This window comes from Nonomuraea longispora (genome assembly GCF_004348345.1).
Taxonomy (GTDB): domain Bacteria; phylum Actinomycetota; class Actinomycetes; order Streptosporangiales; family Streptosporangiaceae; genus Nonomuraea; species Nonomuraea longispora.
Genome location: NZ_SMJZ01000118.1, coordinates 1 through 19,920, shown reverse-complemented (window position 1 = coordinate 19,920; position 19,920 = coordinate 1). Strand labels below are relative to the sequence as shown.

The 19,920-nt window shown below is 68.7% G+C and carries 18 protein-coding genes and 1 pseudogene; 9 read left to right on the top strand and 10 right to left on the bottom strand.

Annotated features, from left to right (window positions below):
• Position 1: 1 nt before the first annotated feature.
• The 3 genes from kdpA to E1267_RS27145 form a co-directional block, all read right to left on the bottom strand.
• The gene (gene kdpA / locus E1267_RS27155; RefSeq protein ID WP_246064291.1) at positions 2 to 1,642 is read right to left on the bottom strand and encodes a potassium-transporting ATPase subunit KdpA; all 1,641 of its coding nucleotides are present in this window, start codon (positions 1,640 to 1,642) and stop codon (positions 2 to 4) included.
• A gap of 20 nt (positions 1,643 to 1,662) precedes the next feature.
• Positions 1,663 to 1,752, bottom strand: coding sequence for a K(+)-transporting ATPase subunit F (gene kdpF, locus E1267_RS27150; RefSeq protein ID WP_132336297.1), 90 nt, complete (start codon positions 1,750 to 1,752; stop codon positions 1,663 to 1,665).
• Between the two features lie 271 nt (positions 1,753 to 2,023).
• Positions 2,024 to 3,154, bottom strand: a complete 1,131-nt coding sequence (locus E1267_RS27145) for an MBL fold metallo-hydrolase (RefSeq protein ID WP_132336295.1) — start codon at positions 3,152 to 3,154, stop codon at positions 2,024 to 2,026.
• Positions 3,155 to 3,294: 140 nt separating this feature from the next.
• Here E1267_RS27145 and E1267_RS27140 point away from each other — a divergent pair, with 140 nt between their 5' ends.
• Complete coding sequence (locus E1267_RS27140; RefSeq protein ID WP_132336293.1) at positions 3,295 to 4,176, top strand: cytochrome P450 family protein; 882 nt, start codon at positions 3,295 to 3,297, stop codon at positions 4,174 to 4,176.
• On the opposite strand, the gene E1267_RS27135 is transcribed toward E1267_RS27140, so the two are convergent.
• Positions 4,120 to 4,773, bottom strand: coding sequence for a TetR/AcrR family transcriptional regulator (locus tag E1267_RS27135; protein WP_132336291.1), 654 nt, complete (start codon positions 4,771 to 4,773; stop codon positions 4,120 to 4,122). The two genes, E1267_RS27140 and E1267_RS27135, sit on opposite strands and share 57 nt — an antisense overlap.
• 55 nt (positions 4,774 to 4,828) lie before the next feature.
• Between E1267_RS27135 and E1267_RS27130 the strand changes: the two genes are divergently transcribed.
• Positions 4,829 to 6,358, top strand: coding sequence for an FAD-dependent monooxygenase (locus E1267_RS27130; RefSeq protein WP_165959809.1), 1,530 nt, complete (start codon positions 4,829 to 4,831; stop codon positions 6,356 to 6,358).
• Positions 6,355 to 7,554, top strand: a complete 1,200-nt coding sequence (locus E1267_RS27125) for an FAD-dependent oxidoreductase (protein ID WP_220449701.1) — start codon at positions 6,355 to 6,357, stop codon at positions 7,552 to 7,554. Before E1267_RS27130 ends, E1267_RS27125 begins: the two co-directional genes overlap by 4 nt.
• Here the strand turns inward: E1267_RS27125 and E1267_RS27120 are convergent.
• Complete coding sequence (locus tag E1267_RS27120; protein WP_132336286.1) at positions 7,544 to 7,741, bottom strand: hypothetical protein; 198 nt, start codon at positions 7,739 to 7,741, stop codon at positions 7,544 to 7,546. The genes E1267_RS27125 and E1267_RS27120 overlap by 11 nt on opposite strands.
• On the opposite strand from E1267_RS27120, the gene E1267_RS47430 reads away from it, so the two are divergent.
• The 3 genes from E1267_RS47430 (at position 7,671) to E1267_RS27105 (ending at position 9,970) form a co-directional block, all read left to right on the top strand.
• Positions 7,671 to 8,267 (top strand): AMP-binding protein, encoded by a 597-nt coding sequence (locus E1267_RS47430; protein ID WP_132336313.1) that lies wholly within the window; start codon positions 7,671 to 7,673, stop codon positions 8,265 to 8,267. The genes E1267_RS27120 and E1267_RS47430 overlap by 71 nt on opposite strands.
• Positions 8,264 to 8,746 carry a carbonic anhydrase gene (locus E1267_RS27110; protein ID WP_132336284.1) on the top strand — a complete coding sequence of 161 codons (483 nt, stop codon included), beginning with the start codon at positions 8,264 to 8,266 and terminating at the stop codon, positions 8,744 to 8,746. Before E1267_RS47430 ends, E1267_RS27110 begins: the two co-directional genes overlap by 4 nt.
• A gap of 201 nt (positions 8,747 to 8,947) precedes the next feature.
• Positions 8,948 to 9,970 (top strand): L-threonylcarbamoyladenylate synthase, encoded by a 1,023-nt coding sequence (locus E1267_RS27105; protein ID WP_132336282.1) that lies wholly within the window; start codon positions 8,948 to 8,950, stop codon positions 9,968 to 9,970.
• Positions 9,971 to 10,045: 75 nt separating this feature from the next.
• On the opposite strand, the gene E1267_RS27100 is transcribed toward E1267_RS27105, so the two are convergent.
• The 5 genes from E1267_RS27100 to E1267_RS27080 all read right to left on the bottom strand — a co-directional run bounded on the left by E1267_RS27100 (position 10,046) and on the right by E1267_RS27080 (position 14,998).
• Positions 10,046 to 11,077 (bottom strand): TerC family protein, encoded by a 1,032-nt coding sequence (locus E1267_RS27100; protein WP_132336280.1) that lies wholly within the window; start codon positions 11,075 to 11,077, stop codon positions 10,046 to 10,048.
• Positions 11,078 to 11,765: 688 nt separating this feature from the next.
• Positions 11,766 to 12,524 (bottom strand): alpha/beta fold hydrolase, encoded by a 759-nt coding sequence (locus E1267_RS27095; protein WP_132336278.1) that lies wholly within the window; start codon positions 12,522 to 12,524, stop codon positions 11,766 to 11,768.
• Between the two features lie 87 nt (positions 12,525 to 12,611).
• Positions 12,612 to 12,791 carry an ATP-binding protein gene (locus E1267_RS27090; protein ID WP_181957847.1) on the bottom strand — a complete coding sequence of 60 codons (180 nt, stop codon included), beginning with the start codon at positions 12,789 to 12,791 and terminating at the stop codon, positions 12,612 to 12,614.
• Between the two features lie 96 nt (positions 12,792 to 12,887).
• Positions 12,888 to 13,844 (bottom strand): NADP-dependent oxidoreductase, encoded by a 957-nt coding sequence (locus tag E1267_RS27085; protein ID WP_220449700.1) that lies wholly within the window; start codon positions 13,842 to 13,844, stop codon positions 12,888 to 12,890.
• A 971-nt stretch (positions 13,845 to 14,815) separates the two neighbouring features.
• A complete protein-coding gene (locus tag E1267_RS27080) occupies positions 14,816 to 14,998 on the bottom strand; it encodes a hypothetical protein (RefSeq protein WP_132336276.1) in 183 nt (60 codons plus the stop codon).
• Between the two features lie 1,005 nt (positions 14,999 to 16,003).
• On the opposite strand from E1267_RS27080, the pseudogene E1267_RS44625 reads away from it, so the two are divergent.
• From E1267_RS44625 to E1267_RS27070, 3 genes and pseudogenes are all read left to right on the top strand, one after another.
• Positions 16,004 to 17,074: pseudogene (locus tag E1267_RS44625) on the top strand (right-handed parallel beta-helix repeat-containing protein); the annotation flags it as partial.
• Entirely contained in the window at positions 17,069 to 17,788 is a 720-nt protein-coding gene (locus tag E1267_RS44620; RefSeq protein WP_425465098.1) for a carbohydrate-binding protein, read from the top strand. The pseudogene E1267_RS44625 and the gene E1267_RS44620, both read left to right, overlap by 6 nt.
• Before the next feature lie 23 nt (positions 17,789 to 17,811).
• A complete protein-coding gene (locus E1267_RS27070; RefSeq protein ID WP_132336274.1) occupies positions 17,812 to 19,839 on the top strand; it encodes a family 43 glycosylhydrolase in 2,028 nt (675 codons plus the stop codon).
• Positions 19,840 to 19,920 lie beyond the last annotated feature (81 nt).

The window sequence follows — 19,920 nt, the reverse complement described above, 5'->3', positions numbered from 1 at the left end:
GTCAGGACAGTCCTTCTGCGATGGGTCCGAGCGCGAGCGCTGGGAGGAAGGTAAGAGCGACCAGGATCACGGTGACCCCGATGACCAGGCCGACGAACTGCGGCCGATGCGTCGGCAGCGTGCCCGCGCCCTCGCGGACCGGCGCCTGCGCGGCCAGCGACCCGGCCAGCGCCAGCACCAGGATCATCGGCAGGAAACGGCCGAAGAGCATGCACAGGCCGAGCGCTACGTCGTACCAGGGGGTGTTGACGGTGAGACCGGCGAAGGCCGAGCCGTTGTTGTTCGAGGCGCTGGTGAAGGCGTAAAGGACCTCGGACAGGCCGTGCGGGCCAGTGTTCAGCATGCTCGCCCGCTGCTCGGCCGAGCCCATCGCGAACGCGGTGCCGACCAGCACCAGCACCGGCGTGACCAGGAGGTACAGCGAGGCCAGCTTGATCTCGCGGGCACCGATCTTCTTGCCCAGGTACTCGGGGGTGCGGCCGACCATCAGGCCGGCAACGAAGACTGTGATCACGGCCAGGATGAGCATGCCGTACAGACCGGCGCCGACCCCTCCGGGCGCGACCTCGCCCAGCATCATGTTCAACAGCGTCATCATGCCGCCGAACGGGGTATAGGAGTCGTGGATGGAGTTCACCGCGCCGGTGCTCGTGAGGGTCGTCGAGGCGGCGAAGGTCGCCGAGTTCGAGACGCCGAAGCGCAGCTCCTTACCTTCCAGCGCAGCGCCCGCCGCCTGCGGCACGGTGGCGTTGCCGGACAGCTCGAAGACGTTCGTGAGCAGCACGCTCGCCAGGGCCAGCACGGCCATCACCGCGAGGATCGCGTAACCCTGCCGTACCTGGCCGACCAGCTTGCCGAACGTGCGCGTGAGCGAGAACGGGATCACCAGGATCAGGAAGATCTCGAACCAGTTGGTCCAGCTCGTCGGGTTCTCGAAGGGGTGGGCTGAGTTGGCGTTGTAGAAGCCGCCGCCGTTGGTGCCCAGCTCCTTGATGACCTCCTGGGAGGCGACCGGCCCACCAGTGATCCCCTGCGTGCCGCCGGTCAGCGTGCCCACCTCCTGGACATCCGAGAAGTTCTGGACCAGGCCGCCCGCCACCAGCACCAGGGCGCCGGCGAACGCGATCGGCAGCAGGACGCGCAGCGAGCCGCGGACCAGGTCCACCCAGAAGTTGCCGATCGTGCTCGACCTGCGGCGGGCGAACCCGCGTACCAGCGCCACCGCGACGGCCATGCCGACCGCGGCCGAGACGAAGTTCTGCACCGCCAGCGCGGCCATCTGGGTCAGGTGGCCCATCGTGGACTCGCCCGAGTACGCCTGCCAGTTGGTGTTGGTGACGAAACTGATCGCGGTGTTCCAGGCGATGTGGTCGGTGACCGGTTCCATGCCCAGGCTCAGCGGCAGCTTGTTCTGCAGGCGCTGGACGCCGTACACGACGAGGATCGAGACCACTGAGAAGGCCAGCAGGCCGCGCGCGTAGACGGGCCAGCTCTGCTCCATGTCGGTACGCACGCCGAGCAGCCGGTAGACGACCCGTTCGACCCGGTTGTGGCGGGACGTCGAGTAGACGCGGTACATGTGGTCGCCGAACGGCTTCCAGACTAGGGCCAGGGCGGCGATCAAGGAGACGATGAAGATCATCCCTGCGGGGGTCGCACCCATCAGAAACGCTCCGGGAACAACAGGGCCGCCACCATGAAGACCACGAGACCGGCGACCACGACGAGACCGGTGGTGTTGACGGCGCTCACAGCCGTTCCACCGCCCTCACGACCAGCCCGAAGATCACGGAGATCGCGATCGTCAGGGCGACGAAGATGACGTCTGCCATCCCCACTCCTCAGCTCGATGTGAGATCACGACCGCCCCTTGACGGGCGGCCACATATCAAGCAAACGGCGGAAATTGGGGCGTTTGTCGTTCTTGACGGTATTCATACGGCCGCAGCCCGAATATTGACGGCATCACTACGGGCTGGTTCATGCTGTATCACCAGGGCGGGTGGCGGCACCCGGCCGCGAGTCAGCCCTTCCTGCCGACTCCGAAAGCGGTGAGATCGTGCCCGGCACATACGGAGCCGCCGTAGGTGGCGCGTACCCGCCGTTCCCATTCCGCGTCCGGTACGGCGGCGGGGTCGCCGGGGGTCAGGTGGTTGAGCAGGACTCGCCTGACCGACGCCTCTGCCGCCACGCGGCCGACGTCCTCGGGGCTGGTATGGGCCAGGCGCATGTGCTCGAGCGCGCCGTCCGGCAGTCCCTGATCCCGGTAGTAGTCGATGTCGACGGCTTCGTGCACGAGGATGTCGGTGCCGGCGGCCAGCCTGGCGACGTTGTCGGAACGGGCGGTGTCGCCGGAGAAGGTGACCGAGCCGTCGTCGGTATGGAATCGGTAGGCGTAGGAGGGAAAGACCCGCCCGTGCGGCACCAGGATCGCGCTGACGCGCACTCGATCGTCCTCGAAGACAGTGAAGGGCGGCATGTCGGGCGCCGTGTGCTCGGGGGAGGCACCGGCGGCTGGGGGCGGCATGATCTCGTGGACGGCGAACTTTCTGGTGAAGTCCTGACCGGGAGGGCCGTTCTCGTTGTTGCGGATGTTGATGTCGTAGGTGGCCGCCGCCAGCCAGCCGGTGAAGACGTCCCGCAGACCGGGGGTGGGGTGGCCGGGGTTGAGCACGGGTACGGGCGCGTTCCCGGAAGGCGCCGGCAGGTGCCCGGCCGGCCCGGGGCCGTAGATCGGCAGCGGTGGAGTCGGTGGGCCTTGGGCGAGCCACACCAGGTTGAAGAGGTCCGCCAGGTGGTCGGAGTGTCCGTGGGTGATGAAGACGGCACCCAGTTTCGGCAGGCCGATCCCGGCCAGGGCCGCTTGTCGTACCGCGCCTGAGCCGGCGTCGACGAGGTAGAAGCGGTCGCCGACTGCGACCGCGCTAGAGATCATCGTGCGGCCGGGAACCTGTACCGGGCCTCCTGAGGTGCCCAGGAGCAGCACCCTGGTGTTGTATCCGGTCACGTCGCCACTCAGCGTCACGGCCGGTCCGCGCCGCGGGTCCGTGGCGGCGACGGCGGGTGGGACCGCGAGGGCGGCCGCCGCGCCCGCCAGTCCGGCGGTTGCCGTGTTGCGGATGAGCGATCGGCGAGAGGGCTGGTCGATGGACATGCATACGCCTTTCTGCCAGGAGGGGCGCGAGAGCGTCCGCCACTAGATTTCTTCACGGTTCGTTGAAGTTACGTTCCGCCTGCCGTATGTTACTTCATCGGAGAATGAAGTTATGCGGATCGCAGGGACGGAAGATCGAGATGAGCATCAACGGCACCTGGCAGTTCTCCGTGGACTCGCCCAGAGGCGAGCAGACCTTCTCGGCGACGTTAGCGGCCGACGGAGAACGGTTGAGCGGCACGATAACCGGCCCGCAGCCCGGTCTGGACATCACCGAGGGATCGGTGCACGACGGCGAGGTCACCTGGCTGGCACGCAAGGCGATCATGGGTATGAACATGCGGTTCACCGGTCGGCTGGAGGGTGATGAGCTCTCCGGCAAGGTGAAGGTCGGTTCGCTGGGCGCTTTCCGCGCCCGCGCGCTGCGCACGGCTGGCGGCGGAAGCGCTCCTGCGACGGCCGAGCCGACCCTGATGAGCCCTGACGTACGGGCCAACCCTTATCCGTTGTACGCGCGACTGCGGGAGGAGAGCGTCGTGCACCCCGTTCCGCACCCGATGGGAACCACAATCTGGCTCGTCACCGGGTACGACGAGAGCAGAGCCGTACTCAACGACACCCGTTTCTCCAAACACCCCCGGCACGCGCCGCAGTGGATGCGCGATCTCGGCGTGACCTCCGAGTTCGCGGGCCCGACCGGCGTGAACATGCTCAACAGCGACCCACCCGACCACACCAGGCTGCGGCGCCTGGTGAGCAAGGGGTTCACACACCGTCGTGTGGTGGCCCTGCGACCCCGCGTGCAGGAGATCGCCGACGAGCTGATCGACCGGATGGCTCCGCTCGGACGGGCTGACCTGATCGAGGAATTCGCCTACCCGCTGCCGATCACCGTGATCAGCGAGCTGATCGGCGTGCCGGAAGAGGACCGGTCCGACTTCCGATCCTGGAGTACTGTTCCGCGGCTACGCCGAGGTGCCGGTGACGTTCGCTTCCTGATCTCCGTCCACTGGGATCGGTAGCGGGTCGGTGAGCAGGCGCTGGATGATCGGGGCGACCAGGGCGACGATCGTCTCGGGCGAAGCGGAGGTCAGCGGTTCGATGCGCAGCTGATGGCGGGTCACGGCGACGCCGACGAGCTGGGCGCTGATGAGACCGGCTCGCACTCGGGCGTCCGGTAGATCCAGGTGCCTGGCCAGCGACGGCGTGAACTCGGTCTCGATGAAGTCGCGCAGCAGGGCCGCCGGCTCGGGGTCGACCACCGCCATCCTGACCAGGGCCGCCACCCGGTCTCCCGGCTCGTTGTTCTCGTTCACCTGGAGGAACCTGCGGACCAGGCGCTCCCCGAAGTGCTCCAGTCCGTCCGCCAACAGCTCCGCCACAGGATCACGAATCGTTTCGTGCCTGTTCAAGATCGCGTCGTAGAGCCCCTGCTTGCTGCCGAAGAAGTAATGGATCATCGCGGTGTCGACGCCGGCGTCGGCCGCTATCGCCTTGATGGTGCTGCGCTGGAAGCCGTCGGCGGCGAACCGTTCCGCGGCCACCTCCAGGATGCGCTGCCGGTTGACCGAACCGCTACGCCAACGGCCGCGCCTGCCGGCACCCGATCCTCCCTGCACACGTCCACCTTACCGCCCCCGAAATTTCCCATCTCCCACTGAAGTACGGAGCACTATGGATGGCAACCATCGCGTCCTGGTGGTCGGCGGAGGGCTGAGCGGTCTCGCCACCGCGACCTTCCTCGCCCACTACGGCGCCCCCTGTCTGCTCATCGAGCGAAGAACCACCACACCACGGACCTCGCGCAACGAACGGCTCAGCGCACGAGCCATGGAACTGCTGGACGGCCTCGGCCTGCGGGAAGCCGTCTCTGAGACCGGATTCCATCCCGACGCGCTCGGCGACATGCTTCGTACCGACACCCTGGCGGGGGAGGAGCTCGGCCGCACCTCGCAGCCATGGGTGCCGGTTCCGCCAGAGATCAGCCCGTTCCAGCCGGTCTGCTGCAACCACACGTGGCTGCGTGACCTGCTGCGTCAGCGCGCCGTCGAATGCGGCGTCGAGATCTGGCTGGGCGCTGAACTGACCCGCCTGTGGCAGGACACGGAGGGGATCGTCGCTACCGTACGGCGAGCCGGAGAGCTCATCGAGGCGCGGGCGGCATATGTGGTGGGCGCCGACGGACCGCACAGCACCGTCCGTGGACGGGCCGGAATCGAAACAGAAGGGCCGGGCACCATCGCCCACCAGTACGGCGTGCGCTTCCGCGCCGACCTGAGCGGCGCGATCCGCGGACGCCACTTCGCCGGCGCGCACCTCGACCGGGTGGGAGGAATCCTGCTGGCGGAGACCGAACCCGACATGTGGTCGCTCATCCGGCCGGTCGCGCCCGGGCATGGCCCTGACCTCGCCGAGCTGATCCGGACCGCGGCCGGCCTGCCGGAGCTGGAAGTCACCGTCGAAGACACCTTCACTCTGCCGATCACGCTGCTCAACGCCGACCGCTATACCCAGGACAACGTCGCGCTCATCGGCGATGCGGCCTGCTCGATGCCGCCCACGCCAGGGATGCACGCCTCCACCGTTTTGCCTGACGCGCAGAACCTGGCCTGGAAATTGGCCTTGATTCTGGCCGGCGCGGCAGGTCCCGCCCTGCTCGGCACATACGACACCGAGCGGCGTCCGCTGGGACAGATCGCTCTCACCGACGCGATCGCCAGGGTCGGCATGATCTCTCCTGCGGAAGACCTTCCCGACCGGATCACCCAGGAGTTCGGTGCAGTGTACCGATCGACGGCGGTGATGCCCGCCGAGGAGGCTCCCGGCGACTTCGCGCACCCGCTCGTCTCGGCCGGCCTTCCGGGCACGCGAGCGCCGCATCTGGAGACCAGGGCCGGGTCGATCCTTGATCTGTTCGGCCGGACATTCGTGTGCCTGACCGACTCTGACAGCCAGCGCTGGGCGAGCGCGGCCGAGGAAGCCGCAGCCCGGCTGGGCGTTCCGCTCACCGCACCGCGGTTGGACACCGACCTGCCGCAGGCCGCCAGGTCGTGGGCGAAGGCATATGGCGTGACCACCGGCGGCGCTGCGCTCATTCGGCCTGACGGCGTCGTGGCCTGGCGGGCCCCCGCCATGGGTTCGTCCCCCGAACGCGAGATCGAGCACGTTCTCCGCCGGATTCTGAGCAGGGGAGATCAGTCATGACCTTGCGCGTGATCGTGGCCGGTGCCGGTCTCGGTGGCCTCACCTTGGCGCACGGGCTACACCGAGCATCTGTGGACGTGATGGTCTACGAACGTGATCAGGGACCCGCCGTCCGCGCCCAGGGCGCCCGCTTCCACATCGACGACCGCGGAATCCGGGCCTTGCGTGCCTGCCTTCCCCCGGCGCAGTTCGAGCTCTTTCATGCCACCCTGGGTGGGTCCAGCGACAAAATCCTCGTGGTCGGCGACGTCGACGGCCGGCTCGAAATCCTCGGCTCGAACTCCTTCACCGGCGCCGAAGGCAGACCCGACCAGGTACGGTCAGGCCGTCCGGCGAGCCGGCGACTGCTGCGGCAGATACTCCTCCACGGGTTGGAGGGGCACGTCGAGTTCGGCAAGGAGGTCGTCCGCCACGAACGACTCCATCAAGGCGTACGCGTATATTTCGCCGATGGCACCCGCGCCGAGGCGGATCTCCTCGTTGCGGCCGAAGGCGTCGGCTCGGCTGTACGCCGCCAGTACCTTCCGCACGCGGAAGTGGTCGACACCGGGGTGCGCTGGCTCGGCGGCAAGACTCCGATCACCCCTGGCCTTCGGCAGACGGGGCTCCTCGCTCTCCTCGGGAGCAGCTTCACCATCACCGATCTGGGCGAGGTCGGCATGGTGCTCGCGGCCATGCGTTTCAGCGAACCACCCGTTCAGGCGGCGGCGCGGCTGGTGCCCGGACTGGATCCGGGAGACATCGACGACTTCCTCATGTGGGCGCTGATCCCGCCACGGGAAATGCTCGGTGATGCGGCCCTCGCCTCCCACACCGTCAGCGGTGAGAGGCTCTGGCGGCAGGCACGCCCCTTGGTGGAGGAGGCTCATCCGAGCCTCCGGCTGGTCGTCGAACAGGCTTGGCCCGAACAGACGTACTACTTACCCCTGGCCGCCTCGATTCCGGTCGCCGCCTGGCAGCCAGGACCCGTCACCCTGCTGGGCGACGCCATCCACGCCATGCCGCCCAACCGCGGCTCCGGTGCCAACACCGCGCTGCAGGACGCCGAGCGCCTGTGTGCGCGGCTGATCGACGTCGACCGAGGTGAGCGGGACCTTCTTGAGGCCGTGGCGGCCTATGAAAAGGACATGCGACGCGACGGCTTCGAGGCCGTCAACGCCTCGATGGAAGCCCTCTCCGGCTTTCTCAAGGACTGACCACTGGTTCGCCGAAGGGTGGTCCGGAGGACGACACGGCATCCTGAAGGAGCCCGAGCAGGAAGAGCCGGCGCCGCTCCGCCGGGAGAAGGCCGAGCTGGTCAAGCAGCACGCCAATCCGGCTCGGCGCCCGGCCGATCTTCGCGCCGCCCGCGCACCGCTCGGCGGAGATCTCGTACTTCTGCACGTTCTCCGAGGCCGCCGCCTACGTCTGCCCGGACGACGAGCACCGGGCCTGCGCCCCCGACACGCCCCCGCTCGTCCTCGGCGAGCTGCCCGGGCGCGATCCCGTCGAGCTGCCCGATCCCGACACGGGTGACGTGGCGTTCCTGCAGCTGTCGGGCGACAGCACCGGCCTGCCCAAACTGATCCCGCGCACCCACGACGACTACATCTACAGCTTCCGCGCCAGCGCGGAGATCTGCGCACTCGGGCCCGGCGGCGTCTACCTGTGCGCGCTGCCCGCCGCGCACAACTTCCCGATGAGCTCGCCCGGTGTGCTGGGCGCGCTCCCGATCTCGTGGAGAAGCCGACGATCACCGCCTGGGCCGAACTGCTGGGACGATCGTCATGACGGGGACTCCGTGGCGCCTGGGACCAGATTTCCGGCATCGAGTGGCCGCGTTGGTGGAACCCGAGCGCGGGGGGCGCGTGCGACGGCGTCGGGACGGTGCGTGGGCCCTAGCCTGATACCCAGTAGCCTGCGGCCATGACTGGGATCCTGAGGCTGACGCCCGATGATGCGTTGGCGATGCTGCTGGAGGGCAACCAGCGCTTCGTGGTCCGCACGGCCGGGCACGTGGCCGGCACCGAGGTGCTGGGCAGCATCGAGTTCGGGGTGAGCGTGCTGGGCTGCCCGCTGGTCGTGGTCCTGGGCCATGAGTCGTGCGGAGCCATCGCGGCGGCCTGCGCCGCCGCCGACGGCGGCAGCACCCCGGCCGGGTTCGTCCGTGACGTCGTCGAGCGGGTGATGCCGAGCGTGCTGGCGGCCCGCGCCGCCGGACACGATCAGGGCGAGCAGATCCTGCATGAGCACATCCGGCACAGCGCCGGCCTGCTGCTGGAGCGCTCGCGCGTGCTGGCCGAGCGGGTGGCCGATGGCCGCCTGGCGCTGGTGGGCCTGTCGTACCGGCTGGCTGATGGCAGTGCGCGGCTGGTCGCAGCGCATGGCCTGAGCAGGGCTGCGGTCTAGACACGCGTGCGGGTGGCGGCCCCGGATTGCCTGGGCGAGCAGGGCATTGCACGTGCTCGGGCACGAGGGCTGGGCCCCGAATGGGTGGTGGCGCTGCCGGCTGATCTACCTTGCGCGGGCGTGGCACCGGAGCGTCATTGATGACGGTCGCGTCGCTGCGCACGGAATGCGGCGGCATACAGCAGCGGAAGGATGGCGAGGATGACGGCAAGACCAGGTGACATCGACAGTGCGGCCGTGGACAGGGCGGCCGTGGACAGGACGGCCATCGACAGGGCGGCCGGGGTGCTGCGCGGCGGAGGTCTGGTGGCCTTCCCGACCGAGACCGTCTATGGGCTGGGTGCCAACGCCGCCGACGGCGCCGCCGTCACGCGCGTCTTCCAGGCCAAGGGGCGTCCGCCCTCCCACCCGCTGATCGTCCACCTCGCCGGCGCGGAGCAGCTGGGCGGCTGGGTGGCGGACGTGTCCGCCCCCGCGCGGCTGCTGGCCGAGCGGTTCTGGCCGGGGCCGTTGACGCTGGTGCTGCGGCGCGGCGGCCGGGTGCCCCTGGAGACGACCGGCGGCCTGGAGACGGTGGCCGTGCGCGTGCCCGCCCATCCTGTCGCGCTCGCGCTGCTGGCGGCCTTCGGCGGCGGCATCGCGGCCCCGTCCGCCAACCGCTTCGGCTCGGTCAGCCCCACCACGGCCGCCCACGTCCGCGCCGAACTCGGCGACGCCGTCGACGTCGTGCTGGACGGCGGGTGCTGCCAGGTCGGTGTCGAGTCGACCATCGTCGACGCCACGGGCGAGGCCCTGAGCATCCTGCGGCCAGGCGGAGTGACGCGCGAAGACCTGCAAGCGGCACTGGGGCGCCCGCTCGCGGTCCCCGCGACAAGCCACATCCGGGTGCCCGGCCAGCATGCCTCGCACTACGCGCCGCGGGCCCGGGTCGTCCTGGTCGAGCCCGACAAGGTGATCGCCGAAGCGGAACGCGCGCAGGAATCGGGGCGCCAGGTGGGCGTCCTGCTTCCTCCCGCCTTCGCCGACGCCGAGGTGAAAGCGCACGCCGTGGTGGCGCTGCCCGTGTCGATGCCCGCCTACGCGCGCGAGCTGTACGCCTTCTTGCGCGAACTCGACCAGCGAGGCTGCGACCTCATCATCGCGTCCCCGCCGGCGGAGCAGGGGATGGGAGCCGCGATCGCCAACCGGCTGCGCCGGGCCGCAGGACCTCGGCCCGCGGTGTGAGCGGGATGCGCGCCCGCAAGCGGTGGTGCTCGTCTTGAAATGGCTTCGGATCGGAAACCGGGGCGCCACGCGGGGTCAACCATCCGGGCGTGAGCTGGTGACACTTCGGAGATCACGGCGGGTGTCGCGGCGGTTGGCGTGCACACTGGTGATCGTGACGGTCGTCAGGACCACGATGATGACGCCGAGTGAGACCAGGGTGGGGATGTCTGGGACCGCAGGCCAGATGCCGTGCGCCCAGTGCAGGAGGAGTTTGATCCCGATGAAACCGAGAATGACGCCGAGCCCGTGGTTGAGGTGCCGTAGCTTCTCCAGCACGCCCAGCAGCACGAAGTACAGCGCTCGCAGGCCCAGCAGGGCGAAGGCGTTGGTGGCGAAGACGAGGAAGGGGTCTTCGGTCACGCCGTACACCGCGGGCACCGAGTCAACCGCGAAGACGATGTCGGTGGCGAACACGGCCACGATGGCCAGCGCCAGCGGGGTCAGGGCGCGTCGGCCCTGCTCGTGGACCATCAGGCGAGGGCCGCGGTAGTCGCCGGTGACCGGCATGAAGCGCCGCAGCAGGCGGACCGAGCGCATCGAGGAGATGTCCACCTCCTTCTCCTTGCCGCTTAGCGCGTCGGCGAGGATCTTCCCGGCGGTGACGATCAGGATCGCGCCGAACAACAGGAACGCCCAGGTACCTCTCTGCAGCGCTGCCGCGCCCAAGGCGATGAAGACCGCACGCAGCGCCAGTGCCCCGATGATGCCGTACAGCAGCACCCGCTGGGCCAGCTCGCGGGGCACCGCGAAGGCCGACAGCAGCAGCATGAACACGAACAGGTTGTCCACCGACAGCGACTTCTCCACCACGTACCCGGTGTAGAACTCCACCGACGCCTGCGATCCGAACGCACGCCACACATAGACGCCGAACAGCAGAGGAAGCGCCAGGTAGAAGACCGACCAGCCGACCGCCTCCCGCATCCGCACCTCATGCGGCCGCCGCGTCACGAGGAAATCCGCGCCCAGCAGCAGCGCGAGGCAGCCAACGGTGATCGCCCACAGCTGCGGCGATCCGATCGTCTCCAGCGGAGCAGCCGTCATCAGACTGGTGGGGGCGGGCATGGAACCTCCTCGAACGCGACAGGGCTGTCCGAGGTCTCCTTCGCCCACGACCGTGCGGGGCGGCCGCCCGGGGACGAGGTCACGCCCGTACTGACCGGGCCGGCTCTTGGGAAGTACTCCCCTCGCCCTTCCAGGCTAGGCGAATCCCCTGGTCAGCTCCACTTCGGCGGCTCCCGTGGTGATCGTCAAGCGTTTGACCGGCGCCGCGATCCGGGCCGATAGTGGAAGGAGCACGCAAGGGGAGTACCCGCCATCCGGCATCCCGGTCGTCATCACGGTCTGCACGCCTGGACAGGCCCGGCGGGATGGCCCTCTGCCATCTTGCTCGCGGCCTGGCCGACGCGGCTGCAGAGGCGGAGGGTGTGGGAAGACCTTCGTCCTCATGGCCGCATCTCCAGGCGAGGCCGAGGGGGAGTGCTTATGTCGATCAGCGTGCTGCTTGAGATCTTGGCGGGTATCTTGCTGCTTTTTTCCGTGATCATCAGCGCCGCTGCGCTGTGGGTTCCACCGCGACGGTCCCACGCCGCCGTCCGCCGCCGCGCCGCCTCCCGCGGGCAGCCTGTCGAGGACCGCCCGGATTGGCCGGGAAGGCGTGGCTGAGAAGAATTCCGAGCCTGTCAACCTGGCGAAGTGCCCACCGGACCGCCAGCAGCCGGGGGTTAGATGCCCACTCAAAACTGGCTCTCCCTCAGCCAGCGGGGACCGTCTCGCCGAGGAATCGGATCAGCAAGTCAGTTACCACCGCAGGTCGCTCCAGGCTGGGCAGGTGGCCAGCCCAGGGCAGTTCGAGGTGGCGGGCGCCGGCGATTCGTTCCGGCAGGCCGACGGCGATCTCTCGGAAGTCAGCGAGATCGTGCGCTCCCGACACAGCCAGGCAAGGGGCTGTGATCCGCGCCAGGTCGACCGGCGCGGCGGTCGAGGCGAACTTTGCTGCCGCATGCGTCTCGACCGCATGCCGGCACATCTGCCGGACCTGTTCCCGAACTTCTCCGCTGGCTTCAGGGCCCAGCCACGTCGTGACGTTCAACTCGACGGCCCCAGCGATGTTGCCCGCCGCCAACAGCGCGTTCTTCCGCTCGGTGAACGACCGCAGTTCAGGGCCCGGCACGTGTCCGGGCATCGCGGAACAGAGCAATGCCACGGCAGTGACCGCCTCCGGCCGTGTCGCCGCCACCTCCAGCGCGACCTCGCCGCCGTGGGAGGAGCCGACCAGGGCAACTCGTTCGAGGCCCAGATGGTCCAGGAGGTCGGCGACGTCTGCGGCATCGCGGTACGGCCGGTCCGCCACCGGGGAGTCGCCAAACCCCCGGAAGTCGCACCACACCACGTAATAGCCCGCGTCACGCAGGGCCGGCCATTGCGGGGCCCACATGTGCCGATCGCACACCGCCGAATGCAGCAGCACCAGAGCAGGACCATCCCCCGACGAATCGTAACAGAGAGTCATCTAGCGCACGGTAGCCGGACCGGCCCCGACGGACTACCGACACGCCGACACGACCAACTCCTCAGCGCCGAGCCATTAGCCCGTCATTTATCCAGCTTGATACGGACTTGTGGCCCCACTTTGCGGTGGGCATATCGGCCCCGCAAGCGGCGCGATGCCCGCTCCGTCGTCGAGCACCTCGAGCACGGCCTCGCTGTTGCGTCGCACGGTGACGATGACGGTGCTGTCGGCATGCCGCTCGGCGTTGTCCAGCAGGTTGGTGAGCATGCCGGCCGGTTGGACACCAGCAAGTCTGCGGCGGCCAGGCGTGCGATCGTGCACGGACGAGATTTCGGTAGGGGCCAATGTTCCCGGGCGCCGCGGTCAGCTCTGGTCGATCACGGCGAGGACGGTCTTGCCGGTGGCGCTTCCGCTGTCGATGCACCGGTGCGCCTCGGTGGCCTGTGCCAGCGGCAGTTCCCGGGACACGCTGATTTTCAGTTTTCCGGAGTCGGCCAGCTCGGCCAGGTGTTCCAGGCCGCGGTAGTCGGGTTCGACGATGAGGGGCGCCACCCGCAGGCCGCGCTCGGCCGCCTCCTGCGAGACGTCCAGCCCGCGCGGCAGCGGGATGAGCAGTCCCCCTTCGGCCAGCACCTCCAGCGAACGGCGGCGGGTCTCGCCACCGACGAGGTCGAGCACCACGTCCACGGCCTCGACGGCCTCCTCGAACGCGACAGCTGTGTAGTCGATGACCTCATCGGCTCCCAGTGAACGCACGAAGTCGTGTTTGGCGGCGCGGGCGGTGCCGATCACGTACGCGCCCCGCGCCTTGGCGATCTGCACCGCCAGATGGCCGACACCGCCCGCCGCCGCGTGAATCAGCACGCACATGCCGGGTCCCACCTGAGCGGTGTCGACCAGGGACTGCCAGGCGGTCAGTCCCGCCAGCGGCAGCGCCGCCGCCTCCGCGTGCGACAGGCGCGCGGGCTTGCGGGCGACCTGCCGCGAGCGCACCGCGACGAACTCGGCGTACGTGCCGGCACGGTGCGGGAAGTTCGGCATGCCGTACACCTCATCGCCCGGCTGGAAGCGGGTCACGCCGTAGCCGATCTCCGCCACCACACCCGACAGGTCCCAGCCGGGGATGAACGGCGGCCGGCCCACTTGGGGGGCGAAGCCGCCGCCGGCGCGGGTCTTGCCGTCGATCGGGTTGACCCCGGCGGCATACACCCGTACCAGCACCTCGGTGACCCCCGGCTCGGGCCGGGAAACCTCAGTGAGCTGCAGCACCTCCGGCCCGCCGTAGGCGTGCTGGAGGATCGCCCGCATGGTCGCCGTCATGACGTACTCCTTCTTTGGGCCCTTCGGCCGAGCCGAATCGAGGTGTGGGCGGCGATCTCGCACCGGCCCGCTACCGATCGGTGTGGGGAAGTGGCCGGGCACAGCCGCCATTGATGTCGCCGGAGACCGGACGCCCGGTGCCGATGGTCCACCCGCATGGACCAAGAATTCCACGGGAGCGTGGACACACCCCCGCCATATCCTCCGTGTCTCGGGAAGTGACTCTCCCGGGTGAGCCCAGCATTCAGAACCTCCGCCGGGATAGGCAGCGGGGCGCACCTGGGGCGAGATGAACACGGGAGCGTCCTCCGGCAGCGGCAGCAGCTGCAACTGCAGCCCGTGCTCCAGAACCTCCCGGTGGAAACGGCACAGTCCGATCTCCCAGACCGGGCCGTACCAGAACTGGTCGGCCACCAGCCGACCGCCGATGTAGGCGCGGCCCACGTCACCGACCCGGTCCAGCCTGAGCAGCACTTCCTCCTCGTCCGTCAGAGGCCAGCCACAAGTGCGGGAGAGCCGCCGTGGTACATGTAATAGCCCTGCCACACCGACCCGCTGCCCAGCTTGACCAGCGCCAGGGCGGCGATGTCGCGGGCCGCCACGACGGGGGGCGGTGGTAGGAGGTGTACATGCCGCCGCCCAGTTCACAGGTTGGCGAACGGGTAGCGCGCGAGATGGTCCTCATCGGAAGTCGCCGCCGCGGTGGTCCGCGCCGATCGAGTCGTCGTCCGGGCCCGTGCCGAAGAAGAGGTGGGCCCGGCTCTGCTGTGGCCAGCCGTCGTGAGCGTTGTCCCACGCGGCCTCCGGGTAACCGCCGAACAGGGGGAATCACCTCATCCGGCGGAAGCCGTGCGTGCCTCCAACCGGTGGCGGTCCGCAACGGAGCGTCGATGCCTGCCGCCCTGGCGACGCGCTTGAGCGTGAGGAGATGCTCCGGCTGTCGTACAGCTCGTTCTCCACCTGAACCGCGACTATGGGCCCCCATGCCGGCGGGTCAGGCCGGCGAGCTGAGCCCCGATCTGCTTGAACCACGGCCGGACCAGCTCGAGGTAGCGAGAATTGTCGGTTCGTGGCGTGCAGTCCACGTCGAGCTCCAGCTCGGCGCACATGGTGACGGAGCGCTTGCCCGCCCGGCTCGGATACCGCGAGTTCACCGTGATCGCGTCGCGGTGATGGGGAAGATCGCCAAGTCGGAGATGCCCCTCGACGGGAGGAGGGATCCCGCGTGGGACGCAAAATACTACTAGTCGCATGGTAAGGGTCTGCCGTGGCGTAAGCCGGCGGCCGGGGGCGGTGTGAAAGTTTCAGGCGCGGTCCGCTCGCCGCCTCGGAATGTTCGTCGCAGTTCGGGCCGGGTCGAGGGCAGAGCGGCAGTCGCGCCACGAAGGGTCGGAGGGATTGAGGCCTTGACGGCCGAAGTTCACACTTTTACCCTGCAGTCGTTATATCGATTTAATACTCCACGCCCCCCAGGAGCTCCTCGATGAGTCCCGCCCGATTAGCTCTCGCGATCCCCGGCCGCCCCGATGCGCGCCTTCCCTGCCACTGCCCCCTTGCCCGCCCGGCCGCAGATCGGCATGGGACCTCTCGATCACGGGCCGGTCGCTGCGGCGACACTCGCCGACGTTTCGCTGAGCTGGAGTTTCCTGAGGCCGGAGGCTCCCATATTCGGGGCGGCAGGACATGCCCCGAGTCGACTTCCGCGTCTGCCGCGAAGCCGGCCCGATCGCCGCGGTAACCGACAGCACGCACTGCCTCGACGCCGCCGGCTCGCCCGGCTCCAGGATTCGCCACATCGCTCCGAGTGCCAGGACAAGAGCTGTGGGAGCGCTCCAACGCCACCTTCCGGAGTGAAACGTTTCATAGCGCGTGCTCCGCGCAATCCCGCTGACGCGGCCAACCACATGAGGAGCGGCGACGGCCGCTACGAGCCTTCGCTCAAAGGGAGCCTCCAACGCCACAGGCCTGTCCGCCATGCCATCCGCCATGCCATCCGCCATGCCATCCGCCATGCCATCCGCCATGCCATCCGCGGGGACAGCCGCCGGCCCCGCGTCGGCAGCCGCTGTGATCCCTGCTTCTGACCCCTGTTCCGGCCATCGCGGGATCCGGGCCGGGATGGAGAGCCCCTCGCAGAACCCCCCACACGAGGAGTCGAGATGTGGATCCGAAAACGTACCATCCTCCGGTTGAGCGGCGTCGGCGCGCGCCGGTCCCACTGGACGCGAGGGACGGCGGCGCGTGCCGCCCTGGTCGCGACAGTCGTGGCGGGTTTTTTCACCGCGCTCACCACCACGTCCGCGGCGGCCGGAGCCGTCTACTACGTCGCCCCGAACGGCAACGACAGCGCGGCGGGAACGCAAACCGCTCCATGGGCCACGATCGCCCGCGCGCAAGCTGCCGCCCAGCCCGGGGACACGGTCTACCTCCGGGGCGGCACCTACACCTACACCCGCGCGAACAGCACCTGCGCGAGCCAGACGGCCAGAGTCGACGCGATCACCCTGAGCAAGAACGGCAGCTCCGGCAACCCGCTCCGCTACTGGGCCTATCCCGGGGAGAAGCCGGTCTTCGACTTCTCCCGCATGACGGACAACTGCCGGATCAAGGGATTCAGCGTCACCGGCAGCTACGTCCACCTGAAAGGGCTGGAAGCCAGGGGCGTGCCGCAGAACAACAAGCAGAACGCCGAGTCCTGGGGGATCTGGGTTTCGGGCAGCAACAACGTCTTCGAGTTGATCGACACGCATCACCACATGGGAACCGGCCTGTTCATCAACGGCGGGGGCGGCAACCTGGTTCTCAACTCCGACTCGCATGACAACTACGACCCGAACAGCTCGGACGGGCCCGGCGAGAACGCCGACGGTTTCGGCGCGCACTACACTCCGGCCGGCCGTCCCGCGAACGTGTTCCGGGGCTGCCGCGCGTGGTGGAACGCCGATGACGGTTACGACCTCATCTCCACCTACTCGCCCGTGACCATCGAGAACTCGTGATCCTGGCGCAACGGCTACCTGCCGGGGACGACGACGCCTTCCGGCAACGGCGTCGGGTTCAAGGTGGGCGGCTTCGGAGCCGAGTACGACGCCGGCGCGGTGAAGCACACCGTCCGCTTCTCGGTGGCCTTCCTCAACAAGGCAGCCGGCTTCTATTCCAACCACCATCCGGTGGCCAACGACTACTTCAACAACACCAGCTACGGAAACCGCCCGGACTTCAACATGCTGGGAATCGACTCACGCGGCGCCGCCGTCGGCCGGGGCAACCTGCGCAACAACATCGCCTACACGGGCACGCTGACGTCGAACATGGCCGGCACCAGCTCGGCGTACAACTCCTGGGACCTGGGCGTCACCTTGTCGGACTCCCAGTTCCAGAGCGTGTCGACCACCGGCTGGGACGCGCCCCGCCGGGCGGACGGCAGCCTGCCCACGCTGCCCCACCTGCGCCTTGCCGCGACCAGCACGCTGATCGACAAAGGCGTCGACGTCGGCCTGCCCTATACCGGGCGGGCACCGGATCTCGGCGCCTTCGAGCAGCCCGGGGACACTCCACCGGGGCAGCGTCACGAGGCGGAGACCGCGCCGGCGGTGTGTCAGGGCACGATCGACACGAACTGGGCCGGTTTCTCCGGAAGCGGTTTCTGCAACGGCGACAACGCGACCGGAGCCCACGCCCAGTTCACGGCGAACGCGTCCACGGCCGGCACGGCGACGCTCGGGATCCGGTTCGCCAACGGCGCCGGCGGTGCCAGGGCCGCCAACCTGGTCGTCAACGGGTCTACGGTGGCGGCGGTCTCGTTCGAATCGACCGGCGCCTGGTCGACGTGGGTCACCAAGACCGTGACGGTCCCGCTGACCGCCGGCTCCAACACCATCCGAGTGGATCCGACCACCACAGCCGGACTGCCCAACATCGACTACCTCGACGTCAACGCGTAGAACGCCAAACGAAAGGCAGCACCATGACCGGTACCTTACGGAGAACCGGGCTCATCGCCGCGGCATGGCTCGCCATGTCGGCCGCGGCGGCCGGTGTCACCCCGGCGGCGGCCGAACCCCTGGCGGCCCCCGGCACGCACTATTCCGCCGCGGACTACACCGCCAGTTCGTGGGCCGCTTACACGTCGGCCAAGGACACGCTCGCCCGACGTGGAGCCGACGCCCCTGCCCACGAGAGCCTCCAGAAGGCCGCTGATGGCCTGGTCATGGTCCGCGGCCTGAAGAAGCTGGTCGTCGACTACCGGACCCGCGCCGCCAGCAAGTACACAGGCGACTCCTGGGCGCCCTTCGCCAAGGCGCTGGCCACCGCGGACGGCGTCTCCGCCGACGCGTCGGCAACCGCGTCGGAGGTCGCCGCCGCGAAGACGGCGCTGACGACCGCCGCCGGCAACCTCGTGGCCGTCGACGAGGGGACGTTCCAGACCATCACCAACAATGTCTTCTGGAACGACACCACCGGCAACCCCATCTATTCGCAAGGCGGCGGCGTCTTCAAGTTCGGCGACACCTACTACTGGTACGGCGTGCACTACACCGGCGCCGAGTACTACCGGGCCAATCCGACGAGGAAGTACGACGGAGACGTCAGCTTCGTGTCGATCCCCGTGTACTCGTCCAAGGACCTGGTGAACTGGAAGTTCGAGAACCGCGTCGCCACGCGCTCCACCAGCGTCGGCAGCGGCGCCAACATGGGCGGCGCGGGCTGGGTCGGGCGGCTCGGTGTCTCCTACAACGAGAACACCGGCAAGTACGTGCTCGCCGTGCAGATGTGGCACACGGGCAAGGGCGGTCACGGTGTCCTGCTGTTGCAGGGCGACTCGCCGACCGACACCTTCGACTACGGCTACTTCCAGACCCAGATCACCAACTCGCCGACGACCGGCACCGGAGACCAGACCGTCTTCACCGACGACGACGGCAAGGACTACCTGATCTTCTCCAACCGCGAAGGGCGGTCGCGCGGCTTCGTGGCCAAGTTCCGCGAGTCCGACTCGCTGCGGATCGAGCCAGGCGTGGAGATCCGCCGCGGCGACGGTCGCGAGGGCAACGCCATGTTCAAGCTCGACGGCAAGTACTACCACGCGGCGTCGGACCTGCACGGCTGGAACACCTCTGTCAACTACGTCAATGAGTCGACCAGCAGCAACGTCCAGGGCTCCTACAGCAGCGAGTACGTCCTTGCCGGCACCGAGATGGACTACAGCCACGTGACCCAGACCGGGTTCTTCGTGACGGTCAAGGGCACCAAGCAGAACACGGTGATCTACGCCGGCGACCGCTGGGCCGACTTCGCCTGGAACGGCATGGGATACAACCAGTGGGTGCCGATCACCAAGACCGGCGCGCGGCCACAGTTCCACTCGATGAGCCAGTGGCAGTTCAACATCACGACCGGAGAGTGGCGCGTCGGGCCGGCGAACAACTACATCCTCAACCCCGACATCCAGGCCGATCGCATCATCGTCTCCAGCGTGCGCGGATGGCGGAACCTCGGCGGTTCGGTGACCAACGTCAACGGTGGTGCGAACGGGTCTCGCTTCGCCCTCCAGGTGAGCAATAGCGGCGGCGTCGAGCAGCGGATCGCATCGGTGCCCGCCGGCACCTACACCCTGTCCCTGCACGCTCGGGGCAGCGCCGGACAGGTCGTGATAGCCGGCTCCAACGGCAGCCAACGCACCCTGAGCATCCCGTCGTCGAGCGGCTGGGCCAAGCGCGAGCTCACCGGCATCGCGCTGCCCAGCGGGGCCGCCACCGTCACCGTGCGGGCGTCAGGTTCGGGCGGTGCCATCGTCGACCAGCTCTCGCTCGTCAAGACCTCTCCCGACACGCCACCCCCTCCGGGGCGTCACGAGGCGGAGACCGCGCCGGCGGTGTGTCAGGGCACGATCGACACGAACTGGGCCGGTTTCTCCGGCAGCGGTTTCTGCAACGGCGACAACGCGACCGGAGCCCACGCCCAGTTCACGGCGAACGCGTCCACGGCCGGCTGACCACTCGGTGAGGCGGGTGTCCGCGGCACGGGGGTTATCGAGCTCCCTGCCGCAGGCCCGCCCCGCACGCCACGCTCCCCC

Coding starts and splice junctions, on each gene's coding strand:
- kdpA (WP_246064291.1), bottom strand. CDS start 1,642: ATGATCTTCATCGTCTCCTTGATCGCCGCCCTGGCCCTAGTCTGGAAG.
- E1267_RS27145 (WP_132336295.1), bottom strand. CDS start 3,154: ATGTCCATCGACCAGCCCTCTCGCCGATCGCTCATCCGCAACACGGCA.
- E1267_RS27140 (WP_132336293.1), top strand. CDS start 3,295: ATGAGCATCAACGGCACCTGGCAGTTCTCCGTGGACTCGCCCAGAGGC.
- E1267_RS27130 (WP_165959809.1), top strand. CDS start 4,829: ATGGATGGCAACCATCGCGTCCTGGTGGTCGGCGGAGGGCTGAGCGGT.
- E1267_RS27125 (WP_220449701.1), top strand. CDS start 6,355: ATGACCTTGCGCGTGATCGTGGCCGGTGCCGGTCTCGGTGGCCTCACC.
- E1267_RS27110 (WP_132336284.1), top strand. CDS start 8,264: ATGACTGGGATCCTGAGGCTGACGCCCGATGATGCGTTGGCGATGCTG.
- E1267_RS27105 (WP_132336282.1), top strand. CDS start 8,948: ATGACGGCAAGACCAGGTGACATCGACAGTGCGGCCGTGGACAGGGCG.
- E1267_RS27100 (WP_132336280.1), bottom strand. CDS start 11,077: ATGCCCGCCCCCACCAGTCTGATGACGGCTGCTCCGCTGGAGACGATC.
- E1267_RS27095 (WP_132336278.1), bottom strand. CDS start 12,524: ATGACTCTCTGTTACGATTCGTCGGGGGATGGTCCTGCTCTGGTGCTG.
- E1267_RS27090 (WP_181957847.1), bottom strand. CDS start 12,791: ATGCTCACCAACCTGCTGGACAACGCCGAGCGGCATGCCGACAGCACC.
- E1267_RS27085 (WP_220449700.1), bottom strand. CDS start 13,844: ATGACGGCGACCATGCGGGCGATCCTCCAGCACGCCTACGGCGGGCCG.
- E1267_RS44620 (WP_425465098.1), top strand. CDS start 17,069: ATGCTGGGAATCGACTCACGCGGCGCCGCCGTCGGCCGGGGCAACCTG.
- E1267_RS27070 (WP_132336274.1), top strand. CDS start 17,812: ATGACCGGTACCTTACGGAGAACCGGGCTCATCGCCGCGGCATGGCTC.